General features: G+C 36.5%; 13 protein-coding genes and 1 tRNA gene. 7 read left to right on the forward strand and 7 right to left on the reverse strand.

Annotation, left to right across the window (positions count from 1 at the left end; genetic code table 11):
* Position 1: 1 nt before the first annotated feature.
* From astD to AC0L3W_RS12115, 5 genes are all read right to left on the reverse strand, one after another.
* Entirely contained in the window at positions 2-1471 is a 1470-nt protein-coding gene (gene astD, locus AC0L3W_RS12095) for a succinylglutamate-semialdehyde dehydrogenase (RefSeq protein ID WP_409438780.1), read from the reverse strand.
* The gene (gene astA, locus AC0L3W_RS12100; RefSeq protein WP_409438779.1) at positions 1458-2537 is read right to left on the reverse strand and encodes an arginine N-succinyltransferase; all 1080 of its coding nucleotides are present in this window, start codon (positions 2535-2537) and stop codon (positions 1458-1460) included. The genes astD and astA overlap by 14 nt, the downstream gene beginning before the upstream one ends.
* A 61-nt stretch (positions 2538-2598) precedes the next feature.
* Positions 2599-3804, reverse strand: a complete 1206-nt coding sequence (locus AC0L3W_RS12105; RefSeq protein WP_409440401.1) for a bifunctional succinylornithine transaminase/acetylornithine transaminase — start codon at positions 3802-3804, stop codon at positions 2599-2601.
* Between the two features lie 601 nt (positions 3805-4405).
* Positions 4406-4879, reverse strand: coding sequence for an Lrp/AsnC family transcriptional regulator (locus AC0L3W_RS12110; RefSeq protein ID WP_290039570.1), 474 nt, complete (start codon positions 4877-4879; stop codon positions 4406-4408).
* A gap of 962 nt (positions 4880-5841) precedes the next feature.
* Positions 5842-6222 (reverse strand): hypothetical protein, encoded by a 381-nt coding sequence (locus AC0L3W_RS12115; protein ID WP_409438778.1) that lies wholly within the window; start codon positions 6220-6222, stop codon positions 5842-5844.
* 238 nt (positions 6223-6460) lie between these two features.
* Here AC0L3W_RS12115 and AC0L3W_RS12120 point away from each other — a divergent pair, with 238 nt between their 5' ends.
* The 3 genes from AC0L3W_RS12120 to AC0L3W_RS12130 all read left to right on the forward strand — a co-directional run bounded on the left by AC0L3W_RS12120 (position 6461) and on the right by AC0L3W_RS12130 (position 8463).
* A complete protein-coding gene (locus AC0L3W_RS12120) occupies positions 6461-7396 on the forward strand; it encodes a hypothetical protein (RefSeq protein ID WP_409438777.1) in 936 nt (311 codons plus the stop codon).
* Positions 7397-7477: 81 nt separating this feature from the next.
* Positions 7478-7837 carry a hypothetical protein gene (locus AC0L3W_RS12125; protein WP_409438776.1) on the forward strand — a complete coding sequence of 120 codons (360 nt, stop codon included), beginning with the start codon at positions 7478-7480 and terminating at the stop codon, positions 7835-7837.
* A gap of 428 nt (positions 7838-8265) precedes the next feature.
* Positions 8266-8463 (forward strand): hypothetical protein, encoded by a 198-nt coding sequence (locus tag AC0L3W_RS12130; RefSeq protein ID WP_409438775.1) that lies wholly within the window; start codon positions 8266-8268, stop codon positions 8461-8463.
* Positions 8464-9040: 577 nt separating this feature from the next.
* Here the strand turns inward: AC0L3W_RS12130 and AC0L3W_RS12135 are convergent.
* Positions 9041-10432, reverse strand: a complete 1392-nt coding sequence (locus AC0L3W_RS12135; RefSeq protein WP_409438774.1) for a hypothetical protein — start codon at positions 10430-10432, stop codon at positions 9041-9043.
* Positions 10433-11456: 1024 nt separating this feature from the next.
* Positions 11457-11532, reverse strand: a tRNA-Trp gene (locus AC0L3W_RS12140).
* 272 nt (positions 11533-11804) lie between these two features.
* On the opposite strand from AC0L3W_RS12140, the gene AC0L3W_RS12145 reads away from it, so the two are divergent.
* The 4 genes from AC0L3W_RS12145 to AC0L3W_RS12160 all read left to right on the forward strand — a co-directional run bounded on the left by AC0L3W_RS12145 (position 11805) and on the right by AC0L3W_RS12160 (position 19042).
* Positions 11805-12929, forward strand: a complete 1125-nt coding sequence (locus AC0L3W_RS12145; RefSeq protein WP_473573278.1) for a phosphoserine transaminase — start codon at positions 11805-11807, stop codon at positions 12927-12929.
* 517 nt (positions 12930-13446) lie between these two features.
* A complete protein-coding gene (gorA, locus tag AC0L3W_RS12150; RefSeq protein WP_409438772.1) occupies positions 13447-14811 on the forward strand; it encodes a glutathione-disulfide reductase in 1365 nt (454 codons plus the stop codon).
* A gap of 797 nt (positions 14812-15608) precedes the next feature.
* Positions 15609-17009, forward strand: coding sequence for a hypothetical protein (locus AC0L3W_RS12155; protein ID WP_409438771.1), 1401 nt, complete (start codon positions 15609-15611; stop codon positions 17007-17009).
* A gap of 278 nt (positions 17010-17287) precedes the next feature.
* Positions 17288-19042, forward strand: a complete 1755-nt coding sequence (locus AC0L3W_RS12160; protein ID WP_409438770.1) for a polysaccharide lyase family 7 protein — start codon at positions 17288-17290, stop codon at positions 19040-19042.
* The last annotated feature ends 654 nt before the right edge of the window (positions 19043-19696 follow it).

A 19696-nucleotide genomic window follows, 5' to 3' on the forward strand; every position in this document is an offset into this window, starting at 1 on the left:
CTTAAAATTGTAAACCAGGAGATAGCGATTTAGGCATCTCAATCGATTCAGATTCCACTGAGGCCATTGGCCAAGAACAATAATCAGCTGCGTAATAAGCACTTGGTCTATGATTTCCAGAAGCCCCGATTCCACCAAATGGCGCATTACTTGAAGCGCCAGTTAAAGGTTTATTCCAATTCACAATACCAGCACGCCCTTCAAGTAAAACCTGCTCATAATCATCACGACTGCTAGAAACTAACCCTAGAGATAATCCATAGCGCGTCTTATTTGCTATCGCAATCGCATCACTTAATTCACGATAACGAGACACAATTAACAATGGGCCAAAATACTCTTCATCAGGTAATGCTGTTAGGTCTTCAACTTCAATAATCGCAGGAGAAAGCAGCGCAATATCAGGTTGCAAACGTGTCATTTCTAACAGCACTTTCGCACCATTGTGGCTAAGCTCTTGTTGTGCATTTAGCAATATTTCTGCTGCTTGATTAGAAATAACAGAGCCCATAAAAGGAGCTGGCTCTTGATTATATTGACCAACTTTTATTTGTTTACTGACTGCAACTAAGCGCTCAATAAATTTATCCCCAAGCTCCCCTGACTTAACAAGAAGACGTCGAGCACACGTACAACGCTGACCGGCAGTAATAAATGCAGATTGAATCGTCAAGTTCACAGCAGCATCAAGATCATCCATAGACTCAATGATCAAAGCGTTATTCCCCCCCATCTCTAAAGCCAGTATTTTTTCTGGCTGTCCAGCTAATTGACGGTGTAGGTGGTAACCAGTGTTTGCACTTCCGGTGAAAAGTAAACCATCAATATCAGGATGTGCTGACAACGCAATACCCGTCGATTTTCCACCTTGTATAAGGTTTAAAACACCAGCGGGTAAACCCGCTTTATCCCATATTTCTAACGTTTTTTGAGCAGTAAAAGGAGTTAATTCACTTGGTTTGAAAACAACACAGTTACCGGCCAATAAAGCAGGGATAATATGCCCGTTAGGAAGGTGCCCAGGAAAATTATAAGGGCCATAAACAGCCAATACACCGTGTGGACGGTGGCGCAAGACTGCCTGTCCATCAGGCAACTCTGTCGTTTTTTCACCGGTACGTTCATGAAACGCAGTAATAGATATCTGCATTTTATTAATCATGGCTTGCACTTCTGTTAACGCTTCCCACAAAGGCTTGCCCGTTTCTTGAGCGATAATATCAGCCAACTCCTGTTTCGCTTCCGTTAGTTGAGTACAAAAAGTATTGAGTGTACTAATACGCGTTACTAAGGGAGTTTGAGACCATGATTTAAAAGCCTTCCGCGCAGCATTTACTGCTTGTTCAACGTCTTCAGGTGTGGCTTCATGAGCAGACCAAATTAACTCATTTGTTGCTGGGTTTGTTTTATTAAATAACGAGCCAGAACCAGTCATCCATTGGCCATTGATATATAAACTAGGCTGCAACATTTTGCGCCTCCTTCAAATTTTTATTTACTGCAGGGAATAAAGGAGCAGCGGATACACTGTCACCAGACGATAAATGCAAAGCCTTCGCTTGCACTTCTGTGATAATAAGATGAGAATCTGAAAAAATAGGGGTAATGAGCATCGCACGGAATTCACTAAAGCGTTGATTAGAGACCATATAAGGAACACTGACCTCACAAGTACTTTGATCAGCAGACGCTTCAGATACGATCTTAATCGGCCAAACACCAAGCGTCTTAACAATACGCAAATCATTTACATAGGTTTCTAAGGTTGGGCCAGCATCAAATATGTCGACGTACCCACCATAACGCATCCCTTCACTTTCTAATATTTTCCGAGCAGGGATAGTATTTTTATGTGTTTTTCCAATAACCTCCTGTGCCTCTGGTGTTAAGAAGTTAACGTATAAAGGGTGTGTAGGCATAAGCTCTGCAATAAATGACTTTTTCCCAATGCCAGTTAAATAATCAGCATAAGAAAAATCAATCGTGAAAAAATGACGTCCTAAACTTTCCCAAAATGGTGATACACCTTTCTCATCAGAGACTCCTCTCATCTCTGCGATGAGTTTCTCCGAAAAGTGCTCTTTAAACTGCGCAATAAATAATAAACGCGCCTTAGATAGTAAATGCCCGTTTTTACTATGGCGATACTCAGGATCTAAAAACAGAGTACATAACTCACTGTAACCAGTGTGATTATTACTGAGTGTAAGCGTCTCCATCTGGTTATAAATACCTAGTTCTTTCGATGCATTGGTTAACGTACCAACATGGTAATTATACCAAGGTTCAATAAGGCCAAGTGCCGTTTCTATGCCGCTTACCCCTACCACTTTATTAAGCTCAGTATCTTCTAAAACAAATAAGTAACCTTGCTCTGCTTTTGTTGCACCACCCTCTCGGGTTTTTAACATTCTTTCTATACGTTGTTCAATTAACTGATTATTTTCAGGCAAAGAAGTAAAGCCAATACCCGTTTTCCCGGCTAACTCATAAATAGCAGTTTGATCTTCTCGCGTGACCGGCCGAATTATCATCATGTTACGCATCCTTATCTACTTTTATACTAAAAATCCATATCAAATAGCTTAACCACTATGGTTAAGCTTCTAGATAACGTTTAATGGCAACTTCTAAACGTGCAAGCCCTCGTTGCATTTCTTCATCGGAAATATTAAGAGCAGGTGCAAAACGCAATACATTTGGTCCAGCAATAAGTACAAGTACCCCCTCTTCTGCTGCAATATTGGTAATAGCTTTCGCTTTTCCTTGGTGTGCTTCTGTTAATTCACAACCAATTAATAGCCCAGCACTACGTAATGACTTAAAAACAGAAAAACGTGCATTTATTGCTTCTAATTGTTGAATAAAAAAGTCATGCTTACGACCAACCTCAGCTAGGAATTTAGGCTCAGCAATGATTGAGAGTACTTTGCCTGCCACAGCGCTTGCTAAAGGATTGCCTCCGTAAGTTGTTCCATGAGAGCCAGGCGAAAATGCCCCTGCAAATTTATCTGTAGTTAAAATAGCACCAATAGGAAAACCACCTCCTAACGCTTTTGCGGTAGACAGTAGGTCCGGCGTAACACCATATTGCATGTAAGAGTAAAGTGCCCCCGTACGACCTACACCTGTTTGGATTTCATCAAAGATAAGCATTGCATTATGTTTATCGCACAGCACTCTCAACCCTTTTAAAAACTCAGTAGTTGCAGGTATAACACCACCTTCACCTTGGATAGGCTCTACGATAACAGCACAAGTATTCTCATTAATTAACTCAGCAACCGCTTCAAGATCATTAAATGGAGCATGCTTAATGCCCTTTGGTAGAGGAGCAAAGTCTTCCGAATATTTAGGTTGGCCGCCTGCAGAAACAGTAAATAAGGTACGGCCGTGAAATGACTTTTCAAAAGAGATAACTTCATTTTTTTGCTTACCAAAATTATCATTAGCGAACTTTCTTGCTAGTTTTAATGCCGCTTCATTTGCTTCAGCACCAGAGTTACAAAAGAAAACTTTATCTGCAAAAGTATGCTTAACTAACTGCTTAGCTAGAGCAAGCACAGGCTCATTAGTGTAGCCATTCCCCATATGACATAGTTTTTCTGCTTGGCTAACCAAAGCTTCTTTAACAGCTGGGTGGCTGTGACCAAGGGCATTAACTGCAATTCCACCAACAAAATCGATATAGTCTTTATCTTGCTGATCAAACACAGTTGAACCTTTCCCTCTTACCGGAATAAATGGAGCGGGTGCATAAGTTGGAATTAAATATTTGTCAAAGTCACTTCTGGATTCACTAATGCTATTCATAATTTCCTCGTTAAATTTACTTTTGATTAAGTTTATTTACTCACATTTAATCAGATGAAATGGGCTAAAATATCTTGCTATTAACAGTTTTTTAACTGCCGGTTAATAACAAATATTTAGCAATAGAGGTGCCAATACCTTTAACAAAATAGATAAAAAAACTTTATTAGCTATAAACATGAATTGAGAAATATTATTAACAACAACATCAAATAACCAAATATAATTCGGCATTAAATTTAGAGTAAAATAAAATAAAGACTTAACTGAGAGCGAAAACAAAAAAACGCACCAAAACAACTCAATAAGCACCAAATTGGCTCGTGTCGTTTAGTTGAATTAAAGATGAGTAACAAAAAACAATTTGTTAAGAAGTGATATTGAATATGGGTCACTATTACCATGACCTTAATTAAATGGAGGAAATTAGGTAGATAAGCTGCTATTAACCCTATTCATTAATTGACTTATTTAAGCGCAGGGAGAATCAACAAAGCCTGCTATTAACCATGGTCATTACTTATTATTGCTATATTAATAATGGGTATCTTCGTTGCCTATTACGATACAACAACTAAAACCAAACATGCTGTCAGCTTAATGTATCAAGGTTAACTTTAGTAAAGGCTTTATCTTCATTAAGTACTACATGCGTATTAATCGTTGCAACATAATCAGGACTGCTAATTAACTTATCATTAATCTCTAAATAAGATCGCATATCACGACAAATAACTTTTAAAATAAAGTCACATTGACCACTAACTGTATAATATTCAACGATTTCAGGTATTGATTTAACCACTTCAACAAAAGCAAGCATCTCTTGATAAGAATGATTTTTTAAATCAACATTAGCAATGCAAGTCACAAAGCGACATATAGAGTATAGGTTTACTCGAGCATGGAACCCCTCTATTACCCCGTCTTCTTCTAAACGACGAACACGCTGCAAACAAGAACTTGGCGCTAATGCTATCCGGCTTGCTAACTCTTGATTAGTGATACGGGCATGACTCTGTAAGACATCAAGTATTTTATAATCAATTCGATCTAAGTTTTTCATTATTAACGACCTTTATTAAAATGGGTAAAAGTAAAATATCAATTATTGATGCCTTACCATGATATATCCCACCTCTTAATTAGCGTTTTTATACGATGTAACAAAGGTAGATACGAGCAAAGAAGGAATTTAATTCCAAAGCTTTAACACAAGTTCCACTGCTTACTGACTTCAATATTGCACATACATTAGAGGCCGTAGTCTGCATAAAATAGGACTGACGATAAAGGTACTATTAAAGCAGCAATCAATATGCCAAAAAAATCAATCGCAATGAAAAGAATACTTAATTTGCCTTAATAAACAAAAAACAGAATTTAAATTAATACGACAAAAACAAACCGAATATAATTTCAACAAGAGTAATAATAATAAATTTAAAACCTTAAAGAGAGTAATAAAACCTATTAAAATCAACATAAATCACCATTTTGGTGCTGAAAATTAATTCACAAAGAATTTTATTTGGTTTTTCATGCCAATAATATTAAATAAATGATCTAAATTTCTCGGGGGAAAATAGGTTAGTTGAAGCTGTAAATAGAGGCAAATGAACGCGCCCTTTACACAACTTATAAGTTACCTTAACAAGCATAAATAGAGCAATGAATTATCAGGCAGGGATCACGATAGCTTAAATTTAAATTCAACGTTTAAGATTAATGATGGAATAAATAGAAGTGATTAATTTTAAGATGGACTTAGAAACGAAAAAGCCCCGGCAATTGTCGAGGCTTTATCTAAATGTGGCAGGGGTGGAGAGATTCGAACTCCCAACATACGGATTTGGAATCCTTCAACCTGACATGTATTAAAAGTAACTTAGTAAGATCTAAATTAATTTCAACATAGATTTTTATGCATTAAATAAGATCTGTTAAACAGGAAAATTACACATAAGTACCACATAAAATAAATTCAAATGCTTTTTTAAACTAATATATGATTTTAAATCGTCACTATTAACCTAATCGCCCCGCTTTCAATAGAGGGTTTAACCTCAGTTCAAAATATATTTCTAGAGCTGCAACCCAATGTTTATCGTTATTGTTGATCACATTAAATAGATACACACGCGTTCCATTATCGGCCCCATAAGCTCGCATTTTTTCACCTGTATTTTGAACAATATGCTCTAATGCTCGTTTACGAGAGTTATCTAAATGTCTCCCAATACGTAAAACACCATCTTTATCATGAACCCATACATATACACCCGGATGCCATACACAATCATCTTTACAATGCCTAGCTTCTTCAGCAGTCAAATCAAATATTTTAAACTTATCAGATATATCAACGAACTCATCTTTAAACATTTTTATTATATTGTCTCGATTCATTTCAGCTCCATTCATTCTGATAAATGAGTAATACATATATTTATCATAAAGTTTTAAAAATTATATATATTAGAAAAAATTCATGAACCAATTAGACCAAATAACCATTAAGAAGTACATTGGGAAATAATCGTAAATATAAAGATAATTATATCTATTCGTTAATTTGATTACATATATCACTTTCCACCATTAGAAATTTATTTTTTTCTTCGCTAAGACAAATAAGGAGTAGGACATGAGTACATGGAAGCTATCTATAAAACCAGATAATGAACCAGGGTATGATCCATTCAACTTGTGCAAAGACAAATCTTTGTTGGGTGTTGGTTGGTCTGAAGCATATGAAGAAATACAAGCTTCTAACTTAATAGAAATGAAAGAACTTGTCATGAGACGATATAGTCAGTGGCCATATCCAATCAGAAAGTTATTAGAAGAAGTAAAAAAAGGAGATCACGTCTGGCTACATCAAAAAGGAGATTATTATCTATGTAGAGCTGAAGATGAAATTATTTCAGGTTTAAATATAGATATCGATTTTATAAAGTATGATTTAGGGCATGCGAGAAGAGCTGATTGGGTAAAAGTGCCTGAAGTATTTGTTTCAGGAGCAATTCAACGAGGAACAATCGCTCGGAGGATGATTCAGAAAATTAATATTAAACCCGATGAAAAAAAATGTAATGATCTTATATTTGATCAACTAAAAAACAATAAAGATTGGGTTCCGAATATTGATGAATCTTTGCTTGTTATTAAAATGCGCCAACTAAATATGGATGCAATATTCTCAATAATGACTCCCGATGAAGTTGAAGATATGGTTTCAGCGTTCCTACAAAATGAGGGTTGGACATTAGTTAAATCAACATGCTTTAGAAGCAAACCAGTGTTTGAATTTTCCATGGTAAACAAAAGCTCTGAAACATGTTATGTGCAGGTAAAATCAGGTCTTTATCCTGATTCACTACCACCAGAAAGATATATTAAATATGCATCTAAAACTAAAAAAATAGTTTTATTCTCAACAAATAAAAATGCATATCCGGGTAAAACATATGACACCATTACATGCTTAGATCGAAAAGAAATGTTTGATTGGTTGATCAAAAATTCATGGTCAATGACAGAGTCACTAAAAATACGATTATGGATATATCTATGCACTTAGTAGCTATTACAACCAATTTATTGTCATTCAAAAGAAGGAAGTGATGGAAAATAAAATAATAACGAAGGGTAACTTAAAACCATGATTGTAAAATTATCACGCTTTGAAAGAAAAGCACCAAACCACCTATCTTTCCTTGAATTGAGGCAATTAGTAATTGAGTCTAAAAAGTATGACCCAGACTCATTAGCGTTGCTAGAAGCAGCAGTAGCAACAGAGAGCGGTGATCCACAAAAAGCAATAGATCTACTTAGCGAAGCTCATGAAAATTTCCTCCTAACACCATCTTTCCACTTTTACTTTGCTGATTTATATAAATCCATAGGAGATGAGGAGGGGTATATTTCATCAACAGGTCTAGGTCTAGCTTGTTTAGATGGCATCCTATCTACAGGTGATGGAACAGAGGAAAAGCCTTACTTAGTACTAAGGATATCTTGAAGGCGTTAGGGCATAAACCAATAACTCAAAGTATTATAAGAAAAGCCGATAAACACTTTGACGTATTTGAATGCGAAAATGGTCTCAAGTATTGGTTTGATATTTCAGATTTTTTCGGTAAGGAATAAAATAGCACCTTAGAAAGTCGCTAAGATGCATGAATAACTTTATATGAAGAGGGAGTCCAACTTCATGGATTATGCAAGTTCCGGTTGCTTTGACAAAATAGAAGTGACACAGATTTGTTAATACGAAACTAAAAAACAGGAAGAACACAGGAGCAAGTTTAACTCTAACTGCATTAAAAGCAGTCTCCTGTCGGATTCCTTACCTACCAACAAGCAATAATCCGCAGCTAACCTTTGACACCACTAACTCAAAGGATACTGCACCCGTCAACAAAACTACGTAAAACAATAAGGAAAAGTATGCCTAATACAACCAATAAAGAAATCGTCATTATAGAGCGTGGCAACAATCCAACTAATAAAGGCGTTAATGGCAACTCAAATAATGCATTTAAAGGAGCTACTACGGGCGCATTAATAGGTTGTCGCTTCGGACCTGTTGGATTAATTGTAGGAACTGCTATTGGTGGCACGATAGGCTTTTTAATTGATGATTAAGCCACAGTAGCCCATTTAAAGATAACGTACTAAGTTATCTTTTTTCTAATCATGCTGAAAACCACCTCTCAAAAGCGGGCTTTTTGTTGTACATAAGACAAGAGAAGGATAAGAAAAAGAAAAGCTAAGCAATTGACTATGATGGACAAAAAGTTGTGGCGGTTAGGAGAAGCTAGGATCTAAAAAGATTAATGACACCACACAATTTACACCCGAAGAACCGGATTTATACAGGAATATCTATAGGAAAAAGGTCAAAACAAGCAGGATAAAATTTAATATGCAGTAATAAAGCTACCTAACGTTTTGATAACCCTAGAAACAACAAAGCCCCGACAATGTCGAGGCTTCATATAAAATGTGGCAGGGGTGGAGAAATTCGAACTCCCAACATACGGATTTGGAAAACGATGACTATAATTATAGGAAACACACATACAGAAAAAATAAGCTATTTTAAATCAACCACATAAATGACAATTAGTTATTTAATTAATGTAATAAAACAATTGTAACTTAGTCCAAAACTACCCCACACTCTGCACACACAGGCCTATATTCTCGATTAAAAAACCTGCTATCCTAGAGCTTCATTTATTTCATCTAATGTTTTAACATAATAACCACAAGGATCTTTGGGTAACGAACAACGAATTAAAGTATTTTTATTCAATTTATGCCAATTTCGGTATTCATCTAAACTAGCAATTCTACGATAACTATTATCCTTTAGCTGAGAGCAAAACCGACTAAATGAGCAATATATCTGTTCAACACAAGGATCAATTACTTCATTTATTTCTTCCAGCGATTTACCATAAAAAGAACAAGGGTTTATAGGTAACGAATACAAATGAAAAGACTCTTTATTTGATGTATGCCAATCCTGATACTCTACCAAGCTATCAATCCTTTGATAATAATCATCTTTCAAGTAAGAGATAAATTCGCTGAATGAGCAAAATCTGTTATCAACACCGACACCGAGAACTTTATTTATTTCTTCTAGTGTTTTACCATAAAAAGAACAAGGATCTTTTGGTAATGAACAAAGAAATAAAGTATCTATATTTGATTTATGCCACTCCTGATATTCATCTAAACTATAAATATGTCGATATGCATATTCCTTTAAACAAGTAACGAATTTTCCAAAAGCACAATATTGGTCGTCAACACCAGTATCGATATAAAGTCGATATAATTGATTAATTATCAACTCCCATTTAGTATTTAATGCTTCTTCAGGGTCTATCGGTAAATCGAGTAAAGCACACCTAGAATCATTCTTTCTCCCCCATTCATAATACCCCTCCAATGTAAGCAACTCCGTATTCGTTGGACACTCTAAATATAAAAACTCGATGAACTCATTTATTGAGCAACACACCTCCACTTCTGTATTCTCTTCAGTTTCATCCATTGTATCTATAGGCGTATCTTCCTCATCATCTACCAATGGAAAATATAAATAACAATGAATAACATCAGACAATACACGGTTAGATTTCGTTTTTAAGCTCAATATTGGAGAATCTATTTCATCGATAGATTTGATACCAAACCCTAATCCTCTTAATAATTCGTGATATTTCACTTTAGCATTATCGATATAGGCCTTTAAAAATCCTTCAGCCTCTGTACTTTCACGGAAAATATTGTCATTAAGTAATATATTTTTATATCGTCGTAAATAAGCAGCCTTCAACCAAAAATGTCGTTCAAGGTAATCAATATGGGGGACATCAGAAGCTAACCCATTACACTCAGAACAAGATCTAACAAGTGTTTTTCTCAAATGGTCTACATCTGCCGGTAACTTAACATTTAAAGCTGGCACATGATCCCATTCCAACTGCATGTCAATCCCTGCTTTTCTTCCGCAATAATGACAAAATGTAAAATCTTCACCAAAAGACATTGGATAAATTTTATAGTAACCAACATTGTTAACAATCCGATGAGACATTTATAACCTCTAATTTTGTGGTCACAGGGTCTACCCAATAACATAAATAACATTATACGCAGACCTGCGAACGAATATAAGTATGGCAGCATCTCTTATCCCCTATTGGGAACTGTCATATTTAGCTTTATTCCTTATAAAATCCCACATAATGGCATTAAGTAATTACGATATCACTCACTTTTTTTTAAATAAACGAGGTAAATATATATATTGAACTTTAATACTGAGTTTGGTAATTTTGAATCTAGCTTTATCACAGGCACTCAAGTCTGATAATAGTATTTATGCATAAGTCCCATACGGGAAAGTGCAAGGCTGGCAGCCTTTCTATTAGATACAAACCTCAAGGTTGTATGGTGATATTAAATTGGCGGAAGATCAAAATGATCCCCGGGTTCGCATACAGAAAGCCATATCTGGCGTGCAGCATCAATTTTATATTGGATACTATTACGCCCGTAAGAAACTCAACACCTCAAAATGAATCCCTAAAACACTACAAAAGTATTTCCTATGAAACATTAGCAGCTAGTTGGCTACTTAATGATGGATGGGATGTTTTCATGCCTATGACTGACCATGGTCTAAAGACCGACTTTGTAATCTCTGACAACCATTCAAAACAAGCAAGACTACTCGGTCTCCTAGGCACTGCACTTAATATTACTTTCCGCCCCTTATTCTGGTTTATCGTATTCAGTTATCTTTTTTTTTCTAATGAGGCTAAAAAATATCGCTTATAAAACGGCCCGTTGCGCTACAAAAGACCAGAGGAGGACAAGAAAAAGAGTTTCTAAGTAATTGGTTATGTTGGATAAAAAATAGTGTCGGCTAGGACAAGCCAGGATCTAGAAGGGTTAATGACACCACATAATTTACACACGAAGAACCGGATATAAACAGGAATATTTATTGGACTAAAGTCAAAAACGAGGAGTTTACTTAAAGATAAGCGTCGCTAAGCTTTTGATAACCCTAGAAACAACAAAGCCCCGACAATTGTCGAGGCTTTATCTAAATGTGGCAGGGGTGGAGAGATTCGAACTCCCAACATACGGATTTGGAATCCGTCGTTCTGCCGTTGGAACTACACCCCTGCAGACGTTGCGGATAATACCGAAGCTAGCGTTAATGTAAAGTAACTTTTGCTAAAAAGTGATTGATTGTTTACAAAACAGACAAAAATAAATGATTTTAATAAAATAGGCCGTTATCAGACTCAATTTTAATATTCAAAGCGAAAGATCTTACTTTTATGCTGATCAGAATATTGTAATGAATAAGAGACGGATTTGTTTGATAACCAATCGCCTCTGGTGTATTTTCGATACCATTATATCTCTTCATTTGTTTATAAAAGGATCGAACAATGACGCCCGCCATACCTGCAGTTAAACCAACTATCCCAAACTTCTCTTCAGGGCCGTGTGCAAAACGCCCAGGCTATGATTTAGCAAGCTTAAACCAAACAACGTTAGGCCGATCTCATCGTTCTGAAGTAGGGAAGAATGCCTTACAAAAAGTGATTAATGACACTGCAGATATCTTGCAATTACCTGAAGGTTATCGGGTGGGTATTGTGCCGGCTTCAGATACGGGTGCGATGGAAATGATCATGTGGTCAATGCTAGGCCCTCGTGCTGTAGATATTTGTTATTGGGAGTCATTCGGTCAAGGTTGGTTTGCTGATATCACCAAGCAGTTAAAACTAGAAAATGTAAATGAAATTAAAGCGGGCTACGGTCAACTACCTGACATGAGCTTAGTTAAACCAGAAAATGACTGTATCTTTACCTGGAACGGCACAACCTCTGGTGTAAAGGTAGAAAATGCAGACTTTATTAGCGATAACCGTGAAGGTTTAACTATTTGTGATGCAACATCAGCTGTTTTTGCGATGCCTATGCCTTGGGAAAAGTTAGATGTTACTACTTTTAGTTGGCAGAAAGTGTTAGGTGGTGAAGGTGGCCATGGTGTGATTATCTTAAGCCCTCGCGCAGTAGCGCGTTTAGAAAGTTATACACCTTCATGGCCTTTACCAAAAATCTTCCGTTTAACGGCAGGTGGTAAGTTAATAGAAGGTATTTTCTCTGGTGCGACTATTAATACACCGTCAATGTTATGTGTGGCGGATTATCAAGATGCATTAGATTGGGTTCGATTGATTGGTGGTGTTGAAGCTTGTATTAATAAGTCACAACAGAACTTAGCCGTATTAACTGAATTTGTTGGGAACAATGAATGGATTAATTTTTTAGCAGAAAAAGAGAGTATTCGTTCAAATACTAGTGTTTGTTTATCTGTTGATTTATCTACTGAACAACTTAAGCAATTTATCACACTATTATCGTCAGAAAATGTAGCCTTGGATATTGGTGCGTACAAAGATGCGCCTAGTGGCTTACGTATCTGGTGTGGTAGCACAGTAGAGCAAAGTGATTTAGAAGCCTTAATGCCATGGTTAACTTGGGCTTATAAAACAGTGACACAATAGATTTTAATTAAATACAATTTAAAAGCAGCTATCAATCTGACTGGTTGGTAGCTGTTATTACTTGCTTCCTTTATTCCCTCACTCTTATATTATCTACATTATTGATAATGAATATATTTTTGATAACACTCCTGGTTTCAATACATTAAAAATTTATCATCTCCGAGGCAGAACGATCCTATTCTTATCTTGATAGCGTAAGATAGTAAATGAATTGATGTGATAACTATATTTACCCACAACAATCAAAAAACTCCATGCAAACTCTATAGTTTGTACAAGCAATGCTGTAACTTAACGGCTAAGAAAAACAAATTAATACCAATTATATTAAATAACAGATCTAAATTTTGCGCAGAGAAATGGCTTAGTTTAAGGCGTAATGAGACTCAAATAGTTGCTCTATTTGCGAAAATTACAATCAAGAAATAAGTTATTTTAAAAGCAAAGTAGAACAGCTAATTAGTGTAATTGATGTAATAACTGTTTAATTTTCCAGAATAAAAATGAGGTCTCCATGAGCGACAAACAATTTGATTTTGATTACATCTGTATCGGTGGTGGGAGCGGCGGTATCGCTTCTGCAAATCGCGCTTCTATGTACGGTGCAAAAGTGGCGATTATTGAAGCTAAAGATTTAGGCGGTACTTGTGTCAATGTAGGCTGTGTACCTAAAAAAGTGATGTGGCATGGCGCTCAAGTTGCGGAGGCGATTAACCTTTATTCTGAAGATTACGGCTTTGATTTAGACGTGAAAAGCTTTAATTGGGCAAAAATGGTTGAAAACCGCCAAGCTTATATCGGCCGCATTCATGAGTCTTACGATCGTGTGTTAGGTAACAATAAAGTTGAAGTGATCAAAGGTTTTGCAACGTTTGTAGATAAAAACACCGTTGAAGTAGATGGAAAGCACTACACAGCAAAACATATCACTATTGCAACAGGTGGCCGCCCTACTATTCCTAATGTACCAGGTGCAGAATTAGGGATCGATTCAAATGGCTTCTTTGATATTGTTGAACAGCCTAAGCGGGTCGCTATTGTTGGTGCTGGTTATATCGCCGTGGAAATCGCAGGTGTTTTGAGTGCATTGGGCACAGAAACACACTTATTTGTACGTAAAGAATCACCGTTGCGCAGCTTTGATCCATTAATTGTTGAAACATTAGTAGAAGTGATGGCGGAAGAAGGCCCAACTCTTCACACTCATTCAACACCAAAAGAAGTGACCAAAGAAAGTGATGGCAGTATTACTTTGCACCTAGAAAATGGCCAAAGCCACAATGTTGATACTTTAATTTGGGCAATTGGCCGTCACCCAACGACTGACCAAATCAACTTAACAGTAACTGGTGTAGAAACTAACGACGCAGGTTATATCAAGGTAGATGAATACCAAGAAACCAATATTCCGGGCATATACTGTGTTGGCGATATTATGGAAAATGGCGTAGAGCTAACGCCTGTAGCCGTTAAAGCCGGCCGCCAGTTATCAGAACGCTTATTTAACAACAAACCTGAAGCTAAAATGGATTACGATTTGATCCCTACAGTGGTATTCAGCCACCCACCGATTGGCACGATTGGTTTAACTGAGCCAGAAGCGATTGCACAATATGGTGAGAAAAACGTTAAGGTTTATCAATCAGGTTTTACAGCTATGTATACCGCGATTACTCAGCATCGCCAACCATGTAAAATGAAGTTAATTTGCGCAGGTGATAATGAAGTTGTTGTAGGTCTACACGGCATCGGCTTTGCTGTTGATGAAATGATTCAAGGCTTTAGTGTTGCAATGAAAATGGGCGCAACTAAAGCTGACTTTGATAATGTGGTAGCAATTCACCCAACGGGCTCTGAAGAGTTTGTTACTATGCGCTAGGCGTTAGGCGCTATTTCAGTCATTATGAGCGTAGTCATCATACATTTGATATACGCTCTTTTCATTTCTATTTATTTCACCTTTTTTCCAAGTTATTCCTCTCTAGGTAAGGCCAATCACACTAACTTAATTCATCTATTTTTATAGTTAATAATTTATTTCTTCATTACAAGTTCTGTACAGAAAACAATATTTCAAATATTTAATTTATGCACTAGCTGTCAAAGTTGTTACTTTTAATCTATTTAACTTTATAAAAATAATAAGCTAATTCACGTCGTTTATTCAAAATTGAAGCTAATCAAAGCAATCTTTCTATCATTTTAAATAAGCCCTTATCTACTAGTCGTTTATATCCTTAAAAACTTTATCCACCTCACAATTACTCATACAAAACTATAAATATATCGATATTAAACCTTAATTTTAATAAAACGATTAAAATTAAGTGAGCAAGCAGAAAAAAGCTAAGTAAACACATGAATTTAAACACATTTAAATTAAACTAAGTGATTTATATGATATCTATATTTTTTGTCAAAAGAAAATTACCGCTATTTATTTTGCTTTTAAATCGTACTAAAAGTTAAAAAAACACACCATTAAACATACAAATAAACACAAAATCTACTATTTAAAATGATGTACAGATCTACTTTATGAACCTAAATACCCCTCTAATGAGAGCAAGATCATTTTATTTGCATGGAAAAATTGCCCCTTTTAGCAGATTCCAGAACAATAAAAAGGTAAACAAAATCAACTCCAATTATTTTTAGCTTTAAAGGGAAAAGAAAATGAAAAACGGACAAAAAATGAAACTCACTAAAATTGCAGCCGTCACTTTAAGCGCAGCATTAATTTTTGGTTGTGATGATCTTGAATTCAAAGAAAGCACTAGCTCTACAGGTGATACTGATTCTGGTAGTGAAACAGATACAGGTTCAGAAACAACTGATGCAGGACAATATTCAATATTAACGAATGTTGAAGCTGGCTCAAGTGGTCAAATGCGCTACGACGTTGCTGCCGTTGAAGGCGCTGAACTAACTGAAGGGCAAGTTGACGTCAACGTGTTCTATTCGTCATCTGAAACAGAAACTGCTTATATATCATTATTCAATGCAGATACAAATACAGCCGGCCTAGTAGGTGAAGTACAACTAGATGATGGCAACATTAAGATTAGATCTGGAGACTCTACTACTGTAGGAACTTTCACTACAGGTACATGGGTTAACGTTAACGTCACTTGGAGTGTAACAGCGGGTACCTATACAGTTACTGTTGATGGTACAGAAATTGGTACTTATGACTTCCATAATTCAACAGCAACGGGTGTTGATACTGTTGGCTTTAAAATAGGTAATAATGCATTAACTGATTCTGAAGAGTTCTTGGTCGATGACTTCACTATTTACTCAGACGAAGCCGGTACAACAGAAGTCTTCTTTGATGATTATGAAGATTATGTTGTTGATGAATTATTAGATGGCGCAGGTGACCCATACAACGATGAAACGCAACCAGCCATTGTTGGTGGAGAAGCGTCAGATGATACGGATGATAGCGATTCTACAGAAACTGACTCAACTCAAGTTGCAGCTATTGCAGATACTGATACAAGTGATACTGGGGAACTAAGATATAAACTCAGTGATACACTTGCAACAGGACAAGTAAATGTATCAATCTTATATGATGCAGAAGAAGATTTATCTGCGTACGTAACAGTATTCTCTGATGGTGGTACTTCAACTTCAAATCAAATTGCCGACCTAAAATTAGATGATGGAAATATTTCATTAAGAAATATTGAAGGAACATTAACAACATTCACGCCAGGTGAATGGGTAGATGTTCAAATCAATTGGGTAACGGATGGAACTGGAGAAGCTGATGTTACTTTTTCTATTGACGACACTCAAATAGGCGACACATATTCAATCACTTATGATACTGATGAAGAAGCGACTTTTGTTGGTACAGGTGCAGAAGTTGTCTCAGTAAGATATGTAGATAATAGTGGAACGACTGTGTATACACTATATGCAGATGACCTATCTATTACAGATGGAACAAGTGAAGTATTTTCTGATGATTTCGAAGGCTTTGATATAGACGAAGTACTTGATGGTACTGATGATGATTACAACAACAACAGTTCTGAAGCTACTGTAGCTGCACAACCAGAGTAATCAATAACAACATTTCACTTCTGTTATTAGGCCGAACATTTAATTGTTCGGCTTTTTTTATAAAACAACTTCCCCATCAAAAATACCTCCTCAAACTTACCTCCGATAACAATCATTATTACATCAAGTTTCAGTGTCTAGTTATCAGTTTTGGAAGCTGCCTTTAGGAAGAAATTTCATTTGTATTATAATTAGATTTTATTGTTAAACCGAGTCAATACAAAGCGAATTAATAACAGAAAATCTCTATTAACTCTTATGAAAATGGACATCATACAGTGAAATATAAATTAATAAGTAGTGCCATATTATCAGTATTCCTTAGTGCATGTGGTGGTAGCGGCAGTAGTTCTAGTAGCAGTGAAGGTACGGATACAGATTCATCTAGCTCAGATAATTCAAGCTCAACAGGATCATACTCTGGCGTACCTTACGATTATGTACAATATATCCATGCACTTAATAATGCGAAATTGCAGCAAAACAACCCACCAACAAGCAGTTCAACCTCTGAAGTGGTTGATGCAGGTGAATATAATGGTTTTGATAATGATTACTTTTATTTAGACTCAACCACTGGCTGGTTAACCTTTGAAATGACAGGAGATAGCAAACGTTCTGAATTGCGCTTTGTTGAAAATTTTAGAACCAATACTTCTGAAATATCCACATTAAGTGCAGAAATATTGCCTATTTCACCTGAAGAATCTGTTGCATCTAGTGGTGATGGGCAAGAGATGACATTAATGCAGGTGCATAATAAAGGTGAAAATGGTGAAACCGATGACACCGTATTATCTCACCCGCTACTACGTATTGTTTGGGATGGAGAAAGCCGTACAGATGATGATACTGGTGACTCCTACAGCAATGCTTATTGGGCGATCATTAAAACGAATGCTTATGAGTGTAAAGATGACAGCAACCCTAACTATAATGACAACTGTCCTGATTCTTATGACTTTTATTATTTAGCTGATTACGACCAAGATAATGCAACAAAATTTGACATTGAAGCAGGTGACAGCACTTTAATTATCAATGTTGATGGTGATGAAAAAGTTAATATAGATATTACCTACTGGGATGACCTATACAGTTACTTTAAAGCCGGTGTTTATAATCAATATGAAGATGGAACCAGCACGGTTCAATTTAAAAGCCTAACTTATAATGGAACAACACTACCAAGCGCTGATCTAGATTCCTCTTCAGCACCTTCAGATAACTTTGAACTCAATGATTGGAATTTGAGTATCCCAACCGATGATGATAATAGCGGAACGGCAGATACCATTGATGAAGATGATTTAAGCGATGGCTATGAAGATTTTGAGTACTTTTATACTAATACCGACGATGGCGGCATGGTATTTTATGTTGAAGTAGACGGCTATAAAACGTCAACAAACACCTCTTACACACGTACCGAGTTACGCGAAATGTTACGCGAAGGTGATACGAGTATTTCAACAAAAGGGGTTAATGAAAATAACTGGGTATTCTCATCAGCGCCCACCAGCGAACAAGAAAAAGCAGGTGGCGTAGATGGTATTTTGGATGCGACGGTTGCGGTTAACCAGGTATCGACTACCGGTGAAAGCTATCAAATAGGTCGCGTTATTATTGGTCAAATACATGCTAATGATGATGAACCGGTTCGCCTTTATTACCGTAAGTTACCGGACAACGACAAAGGGTCTATTTACTTTGCTCACGAGCCACGTACTGGTGATGAAGTATGGGTTGATATGATTGGTAGTCGTGATAATAACGCCAGTAATCCAAATGATGGCATTGCCTTAGATGAGCCTTTTTTCTATCAAATAAAAGTGGTCGGTAACACATTAACAGTTACCATCATGCGCGATGGCAAAGATGATGTGATTGAAACTTGGGATATGACTGATAGCGGCTACGACGAAACAGGCCAATACATGTATTTCAAAGCGGGTGCCTATAACCAAAATAATTCAGGAGAAGATGACGAAGCTGCACAAGCTACCTTTTACTACCTAAATAACCGTCATTAATTAATAATATCCCCTGATTAACAAGCTATAGTGTTATTTGTCAGGGGTTATTTTTTCCTGAGTACTAAGCATCTCCTCTATAACTCCCCTACCGCATTACAATTTCTACTTTATTGTATGACAACTGATCAATTAACTTTAAACAACAAAACCTAACTGGTCTGTTTAATGCTTTGAATATTGAGCACCACTCAAAAAGCATGCACAGCTAAAAGCATTACTAACAAGGATAAATATAAGCGATTTACATCTCGAAAAATCAGGAATAAATAGATTAACGGATATCGCTCTTCATAAAAAGTAGCCAACAGAAGTGAGCAAAGCGACGATGTTTAGGCGCGGCCTGACCTAAGGGACGAAGGATGAATTAAGCGCCCCTTAATCACATAATAGGCTGAACTATGCCTCCCCCTTTTTAAGAGCCTTTCAGTATGCCAGTTATCGCACACGAGCATCCACTTAGTTGATCAGTACTAAGCAAAACTAGCGTATATGAATAAACGAACAAACCAAAACAAGTAGGCTGAAGCAAGGGCAGCACTCGATCGCTGTCGTACGACCACCAGACACGCAGAGCTCAACCCGATCATAAAATGATACAGCTATACCATACGCCCTCTCTACTACATAAAAGAGTGACCACTGCACGCGGCT

Source organism: Psychromonas sp. KJ10-5 (assembly GCF_055808325.1).